The sequence below is a fragment of the Anaeromyxobacter sp. Fw109-5 genome, from assembly GCF_000017505.1.
In the GTDB taxonomy this organism is placed as follows: Bacteria; Myxococcota; Myxococcia; order Myxococcales; family Anaeromyxobacteraceae; genus Anaeromyxobacter.
In genome coordinates, this window is sequence record NC_009675.1 from 4,163,049 (window position 1) to 4,178,335 (window position 15,287).

13 protein-coding genes are annotated in these 15,287 nt (G+C 74.2%); 8 read left to right on the forward strand and 5 right to left on the reverse strand.

The features are described 5' to 3' along the window. Nucleotides 1-106 precede the first annotated feature (106 nt). Entirely contained in the window at nucleotides 107-3,760 is a 3,654-nt protein-coding gene (gene dnaE / locus ANAE109_RS18235; protein WP_012098356.1) for a DNA polymerase III subunit alpha, read from the forward strand. A 49-nt stretch (nucleotides 3,761-3,809) separates the two neighbouring features. On the opposite strand, the gene ANAE109_RS18240 is transcribed toward dnaE, so the two are convergent. Beyond that, complete coding sequence (locus ANAE109_RS18240) at nucleotides 3,810-4,265, reverse strand: hypothetical protein (RefSeq protein ID WP_200860872.1); 456 nt, start codon at nucleotides 4,263-4,265, stop codon at nucleotides 3,810-3,812. Nucleotides 4,266-4,285: 20 nt separating this feature from the next. Next, entirely contained in the window at nucleotides 4,286-5,068 is a 783-nt protein-coding gene (locus ANAE109_RS18245) for a GNAT family N-acetyltransferase (protein WP_012098358.1), read from the reverse strand. A 447-nt stretch (nucleotides 5,069-5,515) separates the two neighbouring features. Between ANAE109_RS18245 and ANAE109_RS18250 the strand changes: the two genes are divergently transcribed. The 7 genes from ANAE109_RS18250 to ANAE109_RS18280 all read left to right on the forward strand — a co-directional run bounded on the left by ANAE109_RS18250 (nucleotide 5,516) and on the right by ANAE109_RS18280 (nucleotide 12,588). Then, nucleotides 5,516-5,980, forward strand: coding sequence for a response regulator transcription factor (locus ANAE109_RS18250; protein WP_234945177.1), 465 nt, complete (start codon nucleotides 5,516-5,518; stop codon nucleotides 5,978-5,980). Between the two features lie 129 nt (nucleotides 5,981-6,109). Next, nucleotides 6,110-7,321 carry a threonine ammonia-lyase gene (locus ANAE109_RS18255; RefSeq protein WP_012098361.1) on the forward strand — a complete coding sequence of 404 codons (1,212 nt, stop codon included), beginning with the start codon at nucleotides 6,110-6,112 and terminating at the stop codon, nucleotides 7,319-7,321. A gap of 2 nt (nucleotides 7,322-7,323) precedes the next feature. Further along, the gene (locus ANAE109_RS18260) at nucleotides 7,324-7,545 is read left to right on the forward strand and encodes a hypothetical protein (protein WP_041448491.1); all 222 of its coding nucleotides are present in this window, start codon (nucleotides 7,324-7,326) and stop codon (nucleotides 7,543-7,545) included. Nucleotides 7,546-7,739: 194 nt separating this feature from the next. Beyond that, nucleotides 7,740-8,309 (forward strand): RNA polymerase sigma factor, encoded by a 570-nt coding sequence (locus ANAE109_RS18265; RefSeq protein ID WP_012098362.1) that lies wholly within the window; start codon nucleotides 7,740-7,742, stop codon nucleotides 8,307-8,309. A 12-nt stretch (nucleotides 8,310-8,321) separates the two neighbouring features. Then, nucleotides 8,322-11,624 carry a protein kinase gene (locus ANAE109_RS18270; RefSeq protein WP_012098363.1) on the forward strand — a complete coding sequence of 1,101 codons (3,303 nt, stop codon included), beginning with the start codon at nucleotides 8,322-8,324 and terminating at the stop codon, nucleotides 11,622-11,624. Between the two features lie 2 nt (nucleotides 11,625-11,626). Then, nucleotides 11,627-12,115, forward strand: coding sequence for a hypothetical protein (locus tag ANAE109_RS18275; protein ID WP_234945178.1), 489 nt, complete (start codon nucleotides 11,627-11,629; stop codon nucleotides 12,113-12,115). Between the two features lie 134 nt (nucleotides 12,116-12,249). After that, nucleotides 12,250-12,588, forward strand: coding sequence for a hypothetical protein (locus ANAE109_RS18280; protein WP_041448492.1), 339 nt, complete (start codon nucleotides 12,250-12,252; stop codon nucleotides 12,586-12,588). Nucleotides 12,589-12,607: 19 nt separating this feature from the next. Here the strand turns inward: ANAE109_RS18280 and ANAE109_RS18285 are convergent, their stop codons facing one another. Genes ANAE109_RS18285 through bioB form a run of 3 tightly spaced genes read right to left on the reverse strand, consistent with a single transcriptional unit; the run spans nucleotide 12,608 to nucleotide 15,158 of the window. Beyond that, entirely contained in the window at nucleotides 12,608-12,847 is a 240-nt protein-coding gene (locus ANAE109_RS18285) for a DUF2905 domain-containing protein (RefSeq protein WP_012098365.1), read from the reverse strand. 7 nt (nucleotides 12,848-12,854) lie between these two features. Further along, entirely contained in the window at nucleotides 12,855-14,048 is a 1,194-nt protein-coding gene (gene bioF, locus ANAE109_RS18290) for an 8-amino-7-oxononanoate synthase (RefSeq protein WP_012098366.1), read from the reverse strand. A gap of 3 nt (nucleotides 14,049-14,051) precedes the next feature. Continuing rightward, nucleotides 14,052-15,158 (reverse strand): biotin synthase BioB, encoded by a 1,107-nt coding sequence (gene bioB, locus ANAE109_RS18295; RefSeq protein WP_012098367.1) that lies wholly within the window; start codon nucleotides 15,156-15,158, stop codon nucleotides 14,052-14,054. Nucleotides 15,159-15,287 lie beyond the last annotated feature (129 nt).

Sequence of the window (15,287 nt, forward strand, 5' to 3'; positions counted from 1 at the left end):
GAAGCCGCGGCGACGCACCTCCTCCCTGCGCGGCGCGCGCGATCGCCGAACCCGCTTGCCCCTCACTGGGTTGGCCGTCAGGCCCTCCTGCTAAGAACCCCCCGCGATGCCCGACTTCGTCCACCTGCACCTGCACACGCTCTACTCCCTCCTCGACGGCGCGATCCGCATCAAGGACCTGCTCAAGACCGTCCAGGCGAAAGGGATGAAGACCGTCGCGGTCACCGACCACGGCAACCTCTTCGGCGCGGTGGACTTCTACAAGAAGGCGAAGGACGCGGGCGTGAAGCCCATCATGGGCATGGAGGCGTACGTCGCGGGCGACAAGGGCCGGCACGACCGCTCCGAGCGCGTGGGCCGGCACCTCATCCTCCTCGCCAAGAACGCGGAGGGGTGGGCGAACCTCCGCTTCCTCTCCTCCAAGGCCTTCACCGAGGGCTTCTACTACGACCCCCGCATCGACAAGCAGCTCCTGCGCGACCACTCGAAGGGCCTCGTCGGCCTGACGGCCTGCCTCGCCGGCGAGGTGCCGCGCCTCGCCCGCCAGGGCGACATGGACGGCGCGCGCCGCGTCGCGCGCGAGTACCGCGACATCTTCGAGCCGGGCTCCTTCTTCCTGGAGGTGCAGTCGAACGGGATGCGCGAGCAGCTCGACGTGAACGCCAAGCTCGCCCAGCTCGGGCGCGACGAGGGCATCCCCCTCGTGGCGACGGCCGACGCCCACTACGTCTCCCGCCAGGACGCGAAGGCACACGAGGTCCTCATGTGCATCGCGTCCAACAAGACGTTCCAGGACCCGAAGCGCCTGCGGCACGAGACGGACGGGCTCTTCATCCAGTCGCCCGACGACATGGTCGCGGCGCTCCCGGAGTACCGCGAGGCGATCGACAACACGATCCGCATCGCCGAGATGTGCAACGTCGAGCTGCAGCTCGGGAAGTCCTTCCTCCCGCGCTTCCAGCTCCCCGACGGCGTCTCGGAGGAGGAGTGGATCGAGAAGCTCGCGAAGGACGGGCTCGACGCCCGCTTCCGCGAGATCGACGGCAAGTACCCGCACGACCGCGACGCGTACCGGCAGCGGCTCGAGATGGAGCTGGGCGTCATCAAGAAGATGGGGTTCAGCGGGTACTTCCTCATCGTCCAGGACTTCATCAACTGGGGGAAGCAGCACCAGATCCCCGTCGGCCCGGGCCGCGGCTCGGGCGCGGGCTCCATCGTGGCCTGGTCGCTGCGCATCACGGACCTCGACCCCCTGCGCTGGAACCTGCTCTTCGAGCGGTTCCTGAACCCCGAGCGCGTGTCGATGCCGGACTTCGACGTCGACTTCTGCCAGAACCGGCGCGACGAGGTCATCGACTACGTCCGCGAGAAGTACGGCAAGGACAACGTCGGCCAGATCATCACCTTCGGCTCGCTCAAGGCGCGCTCCGTCATCCGCGACGTCGTCCGCGTGATGGGGCTGCCCTTCGCCGAGGGCGACAAGATCGCGAAGCTCGTCCCGGACCCGGTCCAGGGCAAGACCCCGCCGCTCAAGGAGCTCGTGTTCGGCAGCGACAAGATGCCGGCCGAGCCCAGGCTCGAGGAGCTCTACAAGAAGCCCACCGTCATCTCGCAGTGGGTGGACGAGAAGGGCGTCCAGCACACGGTCACCACGAAGGACCTGCTCGACATCGCGATGAGCCTCGAGGGCCTGAACCGTCAGGCCGGGCTCCACGCGGCGGGCGTCGTCATCGCGGACAAGCCGCTCTGGGACTACGTGCCGGCGTACAAGGACGACAAGTCCGAGATGCTGGTCTCGCAGTTCGCGAAGGAGGAGGTCGAGGCGGCAGGCCTCGTCAAGTTCGACTTCCTCGGCCTCAAGACCCTCACCGTCATCGACGACGCGCTCCGGATGGTGAAGCAGAACCACCCCGAGATGAAGGACTTCACCGCCGCCGACATCCCCATCGACGACCCCAAGGTCTACGAGCTCATCAGCCGCGGCGACACCGCCGGCGTCTTCCAGATGGAGTCCTCGGGCTTCACCGAGATGGTGATCAAGATGAAGCCCTCGCGGTTCGAGGACGTCATCGCCGCGGGCGCGCTCTACCGGCCGGGCCCCCTCGACCAGAAGCTCGAGGACGGCCGCACCATGGTCGACGTCTACATCGACCGCAAGCACGGCCGCGAGAAGGTGGTCTACGACCACCCCAAGCTCGAGCCGGTCCTGGAGCCGACCTACGGCGTCATCGTCTACCAGGAGCAGGTGATGCAGATCTCGCAGGTCCTGGCGGGCTACTCGCTGGGACAGGCGGATCTCCTGCGCCGCGCGATGGGGAAGAAGAAGGCCGAGGTCATGGCCAAGGAGCGCGTGGGCTTCCTCGCGGGCGCCGTGAAGAGCGGCGTCGACGAGAAGGTCGCCGGCGGCATCTTCGACCTCATGGAGAAGTTCGCGGCGTACGGCTTCAACAAGTCGCACTCCGCCGCGTACGGCCTCCTCACCGTCCAGACCGCCTGGCTCAAGGCCCACTATCCGGTGGAGTTCATGGCCGCGCTCATCTCGAGCGAGGCGTCGAACACCGACAAGGTCGTGCTGCACATCTCCGAGGCGCGCGCCGACGGCATCGAGGTGCTGCCGCCGGACGTGAACGAGTCCGACAAGGACTTCGGCGCGTTCGGGCCGGCCGAGTCCGCTCGTCCTTCGACGGGCCCAGGACGAGCGGCCAACAAGGGCCGCATCCGCTTCGGCCTCGGCGCGGTGCGCGGTGTGGGCGACTCGGCGGTGCAGGCGATCCTCGAGGCGCGCGCGGAGGGTGGGCCGTTCAAGACGCTCTACGACCTCGCCTCGCGCGTGGACTCGAAGAAGATCAACAAGAAGGTGGTCGAGGCGCTCGTGAAGTCGGGCGCGCTCGACTTCGAGGGCGTGCCGCGCTGGCAGCTGTTCGCCGGCATCGACTCCGCCTTCGCCGCCGGCGCCTCCGCCCAGGCCGACCGCGCCTCGGGCCAGGCGAGCCTCTTCGGCGCCCTCCCCGCCGCGCAGGTGGAGCAGAAGCCGCGCTACCCGCGGCCGGGCGACGTCGTCGGCGAGCTCACCGTCGAGGAGTGGCCGGAGCGCGTACGGCTCGCCTTCGAGAAGGAGGCGCTCGGCTTCTACCTCACCGGCCACCCGCTGCAGGGCTACGAGAAGGAGGTCCGGCGCTACGCCTCGACCACCTGCGCCGCGGTCGCGAACAAGCGGCACGGCGACAAGGTCTCGGTGGTCGGCGTGGTCGCCGCCGTGCGCGAGCGGATGAACAAGGAGAAGGGCACGCGCTTCGGCTTCCTCACGCTCGAGGACCTCACCGGCACCGTCGAGGTCGTGTGCTGGGCGGCGCGCCCGGCGAACGGCCAGCGGCCCGCGCAGAAGGGCTGGACCGACTGGGAGGTCTTCTGCAAGTCCGACGAGCCGCTGCTCGTCCACGGCGAGGTGCGGATCAACAACCGCGAGGAGGAGAACCCGCGGGCGGAGATCACCGCCCTCGACATCGAGCCGCTCGCGCTCGTGCGGAAGCAGAAGACGTCCGAGATCGCGCTCCGCATCGACGCCGATCGACTCACGAAGGAGCGCACGACCGACCTGAAGGCGCTCCTCGGCCGGCACCCCGGCGGCTGCGCCATCACCGTGCGCGCCGTGATCCCGGAGGAGTCGGAGACCACGCTCTCGGTCGCGGCCAGGGTCGAGCCCGGCGACGAGCTGCTCGAGGCCGCGCGCAGGCTCGGGTTCGAGGTGGAGCTGCGCTGACCTCGCCCCGCGGCGGTCGACCTCTCACAGGGTTGTTCAGACAGCCCTCTCAGGGCTCCGGCACGGCCTCGCGCCGCTCGACGGGGATGACGCGCGCGGCGCTCCATCCGCCGGCGCTCGCCGCCGGCCGTGCGTCCGCGCGCGCTCGGCGCAGCGCCATCCCCCAACCCGCGACGGTGAGCGCCTCGAGCGCCGCGTCGGCGAGGTAGATGCGCCGGATCCGGCCGCGCGCCGCGTACCAGCCCCCGGCGCCGCCGAGCGCCGCGGCGCTGGCGGCCCCGAGCAGCGCGATCTCCCCGGTCACGCGCCGCCGCGCTCCGGCGACGGCGAGCGTCGTCCCCACGGCGGCGATGAGCGCGCCGACGGTCTTCACGAGCCACCCCGCCTGCTTCGGCCCCGTCACCGCCTCGAAGCTCGTCAGGTGGACGATCGGCCAGATCCCCGACGCCACCCAGTACGTCCCCTGGACGACCGCCAGCCTGCTCGCGAGCGCGCTCCGTTCCATGCCGGAACCATGAGCAGGGTTCACCGCTCGCGCACCATCACCGCGCGCGGATAGGCGCAGCGGAAGCCCGCCTTCTCCAGCGTCCGCTGCGAGGCGGTCCCGGGCTCGGTCGCCGAGGAGGCCAGATCGCACCCCGCCGCCTCCGCCCAGGCGAGCCGCGCGCGCACGAGCGCGAGCTGGATGCGGCGGCCGCGCCGCTCCGGCACCACGCCCGCGCCGGAGAGCGTCGCGACGCCCCGGTGCCCGGAGGCGAGCGCGACGCCGGCGAGCTCGCCCTCGGCGAAGGCGCCGAACGCGACGTTCCCGTCGGCGCGGGGCATCGCGAGGAGCCCCTCGAGCATCGAGGCGTACTGCGGCATCCGGCCGAAGTAGGCTACCGCGAACGCCTCCGCCCAGGCGCGCTCCTCCTCGGGCCGGATCCTGCGGACCTCCACGCTCGCGACGACGTCCGGCAAGGGCGAGGGCGCGCGCCACCAGATCTGGTGAAACCGCTCGATCCGGTAGCCGCGGCGGGCGAGCTCCGCGCGCAAGGAGGCGTCGGCCGGCGCGGCGACCTCGACGCGGATCGCGCCGCCCCCGCTCCCCAGGTGCGCCTCGACGCGATCCAGCTCCGCGGCGCTCACCGCGCCCTGGAGGCCCAGGCCCAGCGCCGCCGAGAACGGCGAGCCGGGCCCCTTCGACACCGCGAGCCCTCCCGCGACCTCGAGCGCGCCGCGCATCCCCGGCTCCCCCGTGCGCGCGAGCTGCTCGGCCTCGGCGCGCTCGATGCGCCTGGCCACCTCGCGCAGATCGGGGAAGGACATGGTCCGAGTCTCGGCGCGGATCCTGCGCGTGTCCAGCGCGTTCGGGGCCGCTCGCCCGCCCGATCTCCGCGCGCGGGGACCCGCGCACGCGCCGCGGTGACGCGCACCACCTCATGCGCGGGTCGCGCGCGACCTCTCGCCGCGCTTGCGGGACGGCTTCGTCGGGCCCGCGCGCCGGCTCGGCTCGGCCGTACGCATGGTTGGTCCGCCCGCACCCGCCCTGAGTCACCGGGACACCGGACACGAAGCCCCTGTAAAGTCTTTGAAAACCCAAATTAGCTTGCCCGTCGGCCCGCTGCGGGTGACCAGTTGTTTTCAAGCCTGTAGTATGTGGGACCTGTCTCCACACGGAGACGAAGAGACGACAGGGGGTGCAGTGTCATGATGCGCGCGAACGTCCGCGTCCCCGCCCCTCGGGGCGCAGCGGCCCACTGCGAAGGCGAAGCCATGCTCCGCTGCGATCGTCAGGCCGAGGACATGCTCCGGGTGTTCTTCCCTGACGCCACCGACGGCGCAACGATCCCTTCGGAGCTCCGCAGCCTCACGGACGGTGCACAGCTGGGACCTCCCGGCATTCGCCGCACCCTCGTGATGGAAGGTCACGGCGAGCGGCTCCGCATCGAGGTGACGGCGGTCGGCAAGGGCAAGACGCAGCTGCACCTGTGGCGCGAGCCGCTCGCGGAGCCGGTGCAGATCGGGCCGGAGCCGGTGCAGGCCGCCTCCCCCGCCGATGGGCTCACCCAGCGTGAGCGCGAGGTCGCCCTGCTCGTCGCCGACGGCCTCCGGTCTCGCGAGGTCGCCGAGCGGCTCGGGATCGCCTCGCAGACGGTCAAGAGCCACCTCAAGACGATCTTCGACAAGCTGGGCGTGCGGAACCGCGTCGAGCTCGCCCGCCGGCTCGTCCAGCACTAGCCCGCGCGGCGAACGCGCGCGCCTGCCCCCGCGCGGGGGCGTCGGCCGCGCCGCCCGGGACCTGTCCACCCGACCCGGGCCTCCGGCCTTGCGATCCACCGCCCCCGGGGGTTAGCGTCCCCGTCCCACATGGTCTCGCTCCAGGACGTCCAGGCCGCGCTCGGTCGGATCCGGGATCGCATCTACGTCTCGCCCTGCGCCCGCACCGAGACGCTCTCCCGGCTCACCGGCACGAGCGCCCATCTCAAGCTCGAGAACCTCCAGATGACCGGCGCCTACAAGGAGCGCGGGGCGCTGAACAAGCTCCTGCTGCTCTCGCCGGCGGAGCGCGACCTCGGCCTCATCGCGGCGAGCGCGGGGAACCACGCGCAGGCGGTCGCCTACCACGCCGGGCGGCTCGGCGTGAAGGCGACCATCGTGATGCCGGAGACCACGCCCATCACGAAGGTGGCGAACACCCGCGCCCACGGCGCGCGCATCGTGCTGCACGGCGCCAGCTACGACGAGGCGTACGCGGAGGCGCGGCGGCTGGAGCAGGCCGAGGGGCTCACCTTCGTCCACCCGTTCGACGACCCCGCCATCATCGCGGGCCAGGGCACCGTCGGGCTCGAGATCCTGGAGCAGGACCCGGCGGTCGAGACGATCGTCGTGCCCATCGGAGGCGGCGGTCTCGTCTCCGGCGTCGCGGTGGCGGCCAAGGAGACGCGGCCCGGCGTACGCGTCGTGGGCGTCGAGACGGAGGTGCTGCCCTGCATGGTCGCGGCGCTCGAGGCCGGCAAGCCGGTGACGCTCGAGGCGGCGAACACCGTCGCCGACGGCATCGCGGTGAAGCGCGCGGGCGAGCTCACGCTCGATCACGTGAAGCGCTACGTGGACGACATCGTCACGGTCTCGGAGGAGGAGATCGCGAGCGCGATCCTGTACCTGCTCGAGAAGGAGAAGACGGTCGCGGAGGGCGCCGGCGCGGTCGCGGTGGCGGCGCTCATGCAGCGCAAGATCCGCGGCGTCGAGGGGCGGAACGTCGTCGCCGTCGTCTCCGGTGGCAACATCGACGTGAACCTCGTCGCGCGCGTGATCGAGCGCGGCCTCGTCAAGGACGGGCGGCTCGTCCGGATCAGCGTGGCGCTCCAGGACAAGCCGGGGCAGCTCGCCAAGGTGTCCGCCATCGTGGCCCACCACCGCGCGAACGTGATCGAGGTTCACCACACGCGCGCGTTCGCCTACCGCTTCGGCGACACGACGCTGCAGCTGACCCTCGAGACGCGCGGGCCAGAGCACGTCGAGGAGCTCCTCACGGCCCTGCGCGAGCGGGGATACCAGGTGCAGCGGATGGGGATGTAGACGTGGCGAGCCGCAGGGAGCGGAAGGCGGCCCGGGCGCGCTCGGCGGACCCGGCTCGGCGGCGGATGCGCCGGCGGGCGCTCGTCGCCGGCGTGATCGTCGCCGCGATCCTGGGGTTCGGCGCGGGCTGGCTCGTGCGGGCCTTCAGCGACCGCTCGCCCGAGCAGCGCGCCCGGCAGACGGTGGACGACCTGCGCGAGCGGGCGCGCAAGGCCGCGCACTGACCGTCTCGAACGAGAAGTCACATCGGCCGTCCCGGTGTCTCGCTAGCGGGAGGGAGTCCCGCGCGACACGGGGGACCCCGAGGAGGGCGAAATTGCTGGGCGCCGCCTGCGTTGAACCCTTGGGGACCATCGGCCATGATCTCGCGCCGGTGGCCGAGCCCCGAGGGGGGCGGCCCGCGAGGAGACGCGCGCCAATGAACGACGATCGTGCCGGCGCGCTCATCGACGCGGGGCAGCTGGGGGCGGGGGCCGAGGCGATCGTCCGCGACTACGGCGCGCAGATCCTCGGGTACCTCACCTCGATCCTGCGCAACGACGCGGACGCGGCGGAGGTGTTCTCCCAGTTCACCGAGGACCTGTGGCGGGGGCTGCCCGGCTTCCGCGGCGAGTGCCCGGTGCGCGTGTGGGCGTACCGCCTCGCGTGGCACGCCGCGGCGCGCTACCTGCGCGACCCGTACCGGCAGCGCGGCCGCCGGCTCGAGACGACCGAGCTGTCCCGCATCGCGGAGGAGGTCCGCTCGAGCGTGCTCCTCGGGCGCCGCGAGGCGCGCCAGCGCGGCATCGACCGGCTGCGCGCGCGCCTCTCGCCCGACGAGCAGACGCTGCTCGTGCTGCGGCTCGACCGCGGGCTGTCCTGGCGCGAGGTCGCCACGGTGCTCGCCGACGACGGCGCCGCGGTCGACGAGGCCGCCCTCCGGAAGAGATTCGAGCGGCTGAAGGACCGCCTCGCGCAGATGGCGCGCGAGGAGGGACTCCTCGAATAGGAACGGCGGCGCATGGCCGGCGGCCCGGACCCGAAGCGTCCCGCGCCCCCCGAGCTGGCGGGGGAGAGCGAGGCCATGTCCGCGCTCCTCATGGAGCTCGCCAGCGCCCCCGCGCGCGACCCGGGCGATCTCGCGACGCCCTTCGCGGCCGGGCAGCGGGTCGGCCGCTTCGAGCTGCTGCGCGAGGTCGGCCGCGGCGGCTTCGGCGTGGTGTTCGAGGCGCGCGACACGGAGCTCGGGCGGCTCGTCGCCTTCAAGGCGATGCGTCCATCCCTCGCCCAGCCCGACGAGCTCGAGCGGCCCCTGCGCGAGGAGGCGGAGGCGGCCGCGCGGCTCAACCACCCGAACGTCGTCACGCTGCACGACTACGGGCTGCACGAGGGCACGCCGTTCCTCATCCTCGAGCTCCTGCGCGGCGAGACCCTCCAGCAGCGGCTCCGGCGGGGAGCGATCGCCCCGCTGGAGGCGGTGCGGCTCGCGCGGGACGTCGCGCGCGGGCTCGTCCACGCGCACGCGCAGGGCGTCGTGCACCGGGACCTGAAGCCCGGGAACGTCTTCCTCACCGACGAGGGGGGCCTGAAGATCCTGGACTTCGGCCTCGCGCGGCTCCTCGACCGCGCGAGCCTCGCCGGCGGCACGCCCGCGTACATGGCGCCCGAGCAGCTCCGCGGCGCGCCTGGCGACGCGCGGGCGGACGTGTTCAGCGCGGCGGTCATGCTCTTCCAGATGCTCGCGGGGCGGCTGCCCTTCCCGGTGGTGGGCGGGCGGTGCACCGTGCTCGATCCCGGCCCGCCCCCGCCCCTCCCGCTCGTCGATCCGCCGCCGGAGCTCGCCGCGCTGCTCGCGAGCGCCCTGTCGCGCGATCCCGCCGGGCGCCCGCAGAGCGCGAGCGCGCTCCGAGCCGCTCTGGAGGGCGTCGAGGAGTCCTACACCCGGCGCGCCGCCCGGGCCTCCCGCGCGCTCCGCCACCGGCGCCTGCGCCGCGTGGCCGCCGCGCTCGGGGGGCTCGCGATCGCCGCGACGTCGGGCGCCGCCTTCCTCGCGCTGCGCGCGCGGGCCGACTCGGAGCGGGCGCTCCGCGCGTCGCGCATCGCGAGCGCCGCGGAGGGCGCCTCGGATCCGCTCACGGCGGCGCTCCTCATGACGGAGCTCGGCGACGATCCGCCCCCGCGGGCGCTCGAGATCGCGCAGCGCATCCTGGCGGAGCCCATCCCCGTCGCCGTCCTCGAGCACCCGCCGGGCGGCCTCGGCCTGGCGATCAGCCCCGACGGTCGCCAGGTGGCCGTGGGCGCCGCCGCGGCGCGAGCCGGCGGCGGCGCCGCGGAGACGGGCGTCGCCATCTCGAGCGCGGACGGCAGGGGCGGCGTGCGCGTCCTCACCGCGCCGGGGGGGCGCGTCAACGCGGTCGCCTTCACGCCCGACGGGACGCGGGTGGTCGCCGCCTCCCACGACGGCGAGGTGCGGGTCTTCCGCGCCGACGGGAGCAGCGCGCCGCTCCTGCTGCAGGCCGGCTCGAGCCCGCACGCGGTGCTCGCCGTCGACCCCGGCGGCCGCACCGCCGCGGTCGGCGCGCTCGACGGGAGGGCGTGGCTCGTCGCGCTGGACGCCGCGCGCCCGGCCCAGCCGCTCGTGCACGACGGCGCCGTGCTCGCGCTCGCGTACGCGCCGGACGGCGCCAGGCTCGCGACGGGGAGCGGAGACGGGCACCTGCGCATCTTCGACGCCCGCTCGGGCGCGCTGCTCGAGCGCGTGACCCTCCCCGGCGGCGCGGTGTTCGCGCTCGCCTGGTCCCGGGACGGCCGCGCCATCGCCACCGGCTCGGAGGACGGCGTGGCGCGGCTCTTCGGCGCCGACGGCCGGCCGCGCGCGGCGTTCGGCGCGACCGGCGCGCCGCTCTCGACCGTCGCCTTCAGCCCCGACTCGCTGCGGATCGCGACCGCCTCGCAGGACGGCTCGGCGCGGGTCTATCCGATCGCCTCGCCGGCCCAGGAGGTGCGGCTGCGAGGGCACCGCGGATCGGTGTCCGACGCGCGCTTCAGCCCGGACGGCAGGCGCGTGCTCACGGTGAGCGGGGACGGCACCGTGCGGGTGTGGCCCGCCGACGGCGAGGGTCCGACGATGGTGCTCCGCGGGCATCCGGCCTTCGAGGCGTCCTTCTCGCCGGACGGCGCGCGCATCTTCACGCGCGGCAAGGACCACACCGTCCGCGTGTGGACGGCGGAGGATCCCCGCGACCGGGGCGTCCTGCGCGGCCACGGGGATCTCGTGGATACGGTCGAGTGGACGCGCGACGGCGCTCGCGTCGTGACCGCCGGGCACGACGGCACCGCGCGGATCTGGCCCGTTCACGGGGAGGGCGCGCCGCTCGTGATCGCCGATCCCGGGCGCGTCCTGCACGCGGCGGACCTCGACCCCGACGAGCGGCGGCTCGTCACCGCCTCGGAGGACGGCGTGGTGCGCCTCTGGGACGCGCGCGACGGGCGCCTGCTCCGCGAGCTGCGCGGCCACACGAGCTCGGTCCTGTCGGCGGCCTTCAGCCCCGACGGCTCCCGCATCGCGAGCGCCTCGCTCGACGGAACGGTCCGCGTCTGGCCGGTCGCCGGCGACGCGCCCCCGGTCGTGCTCACCGGCCACGAGAAGGGGATCACCTCCGTCTGCTGGACCCCGGACGGCCGCGCGGTCGTCTCGGCCTCACAGCTCGACGCGACGGTGCGCATCTGGCCGCTCGACGGCAGCGCCGCGCGGGTGATCCGCGCGGAGCGCAGCGTGTTCCGCGCGACCGTCACGCCCGACGGGACGCGGCTGCTCGTCGCCGAGGAGAACGGGCCGCTCCACGTGTATCGGCTCGACACGCTCGGCGAGCTCCCGCCCATCGCGGCGCTCCCCGAGGGCCTGTTCTCCGCGGCGGCGAGCCCCGACGGCGCCCGCATCGCGCTCACCTCGCACGACGGCATCGTGCGCGTGTACCGCGCGAGCGGCGAGGGCGAGCCGCTCGTGCTGCGCGGTCACGACGGCAGCGTGGGGCACGCGACGTTCAGCCCCGACGGCTCGGAGCTCGCCACCGCCTCGGTGGACGGGACCGCGCGCGTGTGGCCCGTCTCGTGGGACCGCGTCCTCGCGCTGCTGCGCGCCGCGACCACGGCCTGCCTGCCGGTCGGGCACCGGATCCAGATCCTCGGGGAGAGCGCCGCCGAGGCCGAGCGCAGCGCCGCCGCCTGCGAGCGCCTCCACGGACGTGCGCCCGAGCCGCCGCGGCGCATGCGGAGCACGCCGTCGGCCGGCCTCCCGTCGGTGGCCCCGTCGCGAGGAGGATGATCGTGCGCGCCCGCCTGCTCTCCCTCGCCCTCGCCGCCGCCCTCGCGGGCGCCGCCGCGCGCGCCGACGCGCCGGCCGGGCCGCGCGTACCGCCCCCGCCGCCGTCGCCGCCGCCACCGGGCGCCACGCGCGTGGAGGTCCACGTCACGTTCCCGCCCTGGCAATACGTCGGCAAGTTCCTGATCCAGTCCACCTCGGGCGAGCGGCTGGACGCGGGCACGGTGCGGGACGACGGCGGGTTCGCGCCGCAGGAGACGAGCGTCGAGCGGGTGCTCGAGGGCGCCCGCGGGACGCTCGTCCTGCGCGTGCAGGGCGGCGCGAGGGTGCCGCGCTTCCCCGCGCTGTTCGGGCGCTGGACCATCGTGCGCGGCACGGGCGCTTACGTCGGCGCCGCCGGCGGCGGCACGTTCACGAGCTGCTCGTCGGGCGAGACCGGCAAGGGGAGCCCCTTCGAGCGGCAGACGCTCGTGGGCCACGCCCGGCTCCGGTGATCTCCCTGGCCCTCCGGCGGGCCCCCCACGGAGCCCGTCACGAGAGCGTGTCGCATCGCTCTTGATCCATGGGCGGCGCGAGCGTCGGGGAAGACGAACCGGCGGGCGCGAGGGGCCTCTGGAGGATGTGAGCCATGACGACCGGGAATCAGAAGATCCTCTTCGCCGGGCTGCCGCGCCGGCGGCGCCTCGCGGGGCTCGTCACCGTCGGCCTCTGGCTCGGCATCTGCGTGGCGTTCGTCAGCGACGCGATCCCCACCAGCTCCAGCGAGGACTGGCTCTACGGAGTGGAGGCGCGCCGCGATGCGCACGCACGCGTCCTCGCCCAGCGCGCGGCAGCGCAGCAGCCCGCCCCTCGGCGCGCGGCGCGGGCGACGCCACCCGCCGAGCGCGAGCGCCGCGCGCTCTCGATCGTCGACGCCAGCGTCGTTCCGCTGCCGTCGCACGTCCAGGCCGCGGTGTGCAGGCCGTGAAGGGGGCTCGCGGCGGCCCCTACCCGCGGCGCCCGAGCAGCCAGAAGAGGAGCGACAGGACGATCGAGAGGACGATCGACGTGCCGAGCGGGAAGTAGAACCTGAACCCGTCTCGCTCGACCGACAGGTCGCCGGGCAGGCGCCCGATGCGCAGCCCGGGGAAGCGCTCGGCGACGAGGAGGAGCGCGCCGACCAGCGCGACGAGCGCGCCCGTCACCAGGAGCATGCGGCCGAGGCCGCCGAGTCCACCCGCGGGCATGCGCGGATCATAGCACCCGGGGGGCTCCGCCCCCCGGCACGCGCAGCACCTCCTCCAGCGCGCCGAGGAACGCGTCCACCTGCGCCTCGCCGTGCGCCGCGGTGAGCGTCACGCGAAGCCGGCTCGTGCCGCGCGGCACCGTCGGCGGCCGGATGGCGCGCACGAAGAAGCCGCGCTCGCGGAGGGCGCGCGAGGCGGCGACCGCGCGCGCCTCGTCGCCCAGGATCACCGGGAAGATCGGCGCGGCCACCCGCGAGACGTCGAAGCCGAGCCGCTCGAGGCCGACCCTCATCCGGGCGGCGAGCGCGAGCACGCGGGCGCGCCGCTCGGGCTCGGCCTCCACGATCGCGAGCGCGGCGAGCGCCGCGGCCGAGGCGGCCGGCGCGGGCGCGGTGGTGAACACGAAGGTGCGCGCGCGGGAGACGAGGAGGTCCACCAGGCGGCGCTCTCCGGCCACGAACGCCCCGGCCGCGCCGAGCGCCTTCCCCAGGGTGCCCATGTGCACGTCCACGCGGTCCGCCACGCCGAGCGCCTCGGCGAGCCCCCCGCCCCGCGGCCCGAGCACGCCGGTCGCGTGAGCCTCGTCCACGTAGAGCATGGCGCCGTGCCGATCGCACAGCCCGGCGATCTCGCGGAGCGGGGCCGCGTCGCCGTCCATCGAGAAGATCGCGTCGGTGACCACCAGCTTGCGTCGCGCGGGGGTGCCCGCGAGGAGGTCCGCGAGCTCCTGCACGTCCGCGTGGCGGTACCGCACGAGCTTCGCGCGAGAGAGCAGGCAGCCGTCCACGATCGAGGCGTGGTTCAGCACGTCCGAGAAGACGGCGTCGTCGCGCCCGACCAGCGCCGGCGGGACGCCCGCGTTCGCGTGGTAGCCGGACCCGAAGAGCAGCGCCGCCTCCGTCCCGGCGTGGCCCGCGATGGCGCGCTCCAGCGCCCCGTGGACCGGGAGATCGCCCGCGACGAGCCGAGAGGCGCCGCTCCCCGCTCCCTCGCGCTCCGCCGCCTCGGCCGCCGCGCTGCGGAGGCGCGGATCGGCGGCCAGCCCGAGGTAGTCGTTGGAGCAGAGGTTCACCAGGCGGCGACCCCCGACCTCCACCACCGGCCCCTGCGGCGAGGCGAGGGGCTCGAGCGCGCGGCGGAGCCCCTTCGCCTCGAGCGCCTCGAGCTCGCGGTCGATCCAGTCGAGGGGAGCGCGCGCCATCGGCTAGGCGCAGCCGCCGCGCGGCGGGCCCACCACCGGCAGCCCGCGCTTGCCGCCCGGCTCGGCGGCGCGGCGGTTCCACTCCGCCTCGGCGGGGGCGCTCCCGTCGAAGGCCCACTCGCGCCCGGTGTCCGGCGCCCTGAGCCGCAGGCCCTGCTCCTCCACCATCCGCACCGTCTCGCCCGGTCCCCGTCCTGCGCTCGTCAGGTAGTTGCCGACCATGGTGCCGTTCGCGCCGGCGCGGAAGATGAGGTGCTGCCGCCCGCCCAGGTTCACCTCGCGCCCGCCCATCACGAAGATGTGCGCCGCGGGCATCATGAGCCGGAACACCGCCACGGCGGCGAGGCACTCCTCCGCCGTGATCGCCTGCACGTGCTCCATCGGCGTGCCGGGACGAGGGTTCAGGAAGTTCATGGGCACGCAGTCGATCCCGAGCTCGCGGATCGTGGCGGCGAGCTCGACCCGCTGCTCCGGGGTCTCGCCCATGCCGAGGATCCCGCCCGAGCAGAGCTTCAGGCCCTGCCGCTTCGCGGCGCGGATGGTCTCGAGCTGCTCGTCGTACGTGTGCGTGGTGCAGACGTTCTCGAAGAAGCTGCGGGCCGTCTCGAGGTTGTGGTGGTAGTGCATGAGCCCGGCAGCCTTGAGCCGGACGAGCTCCGGCTCGCGGACGAGGCCGAGCGACGCGCACGGCTCGACGGCCGTCTCCGCCCGGAGCTTGCGCACCGCCTCCTCGATCGTGGCGAGCTCGCTCTCCTTCGCGACGCGCGTGCCCGAGGTGACGATGGAGAACTCGCGCGCTCCGGCGCGCTCGGCCACCTTCGCCTGGGCCACCATCTCCTCGGCCGGCACGAGCGGGTACACCGGGGCGTCCGCGCCCGGGAAGTGCGCGGACTGGGAGCAGAAGCCGCAGTTCTCCGGGCAGCGCCCGCTCTTCGCGTTGGTGATGCCGCACAGCGCGACCTCGTCTCCGTGGACGGCGCGCCGCACGGCGTCGGCGCGGTCGAGCAGGGCGTCGAGCGCCGGGCCGCCGGTGTGGCGGATGAGCGTCCTCGCCTCCTCGACGGTGATCGGGACGATGTCCGGCGGAAGGGTCCTGGCGGTCTCACACATGGGACCCGCACGATAGAAGCGAGGGATCCCGTCGTCAACCAGGCGAGCAGGCCCCGGTTTACGACGCGCCGCGCCGCGAGAGCCCTCGCCCGGCGGTGGCCACGCAGCGTGCGTGCGCGCGGGCCGGAT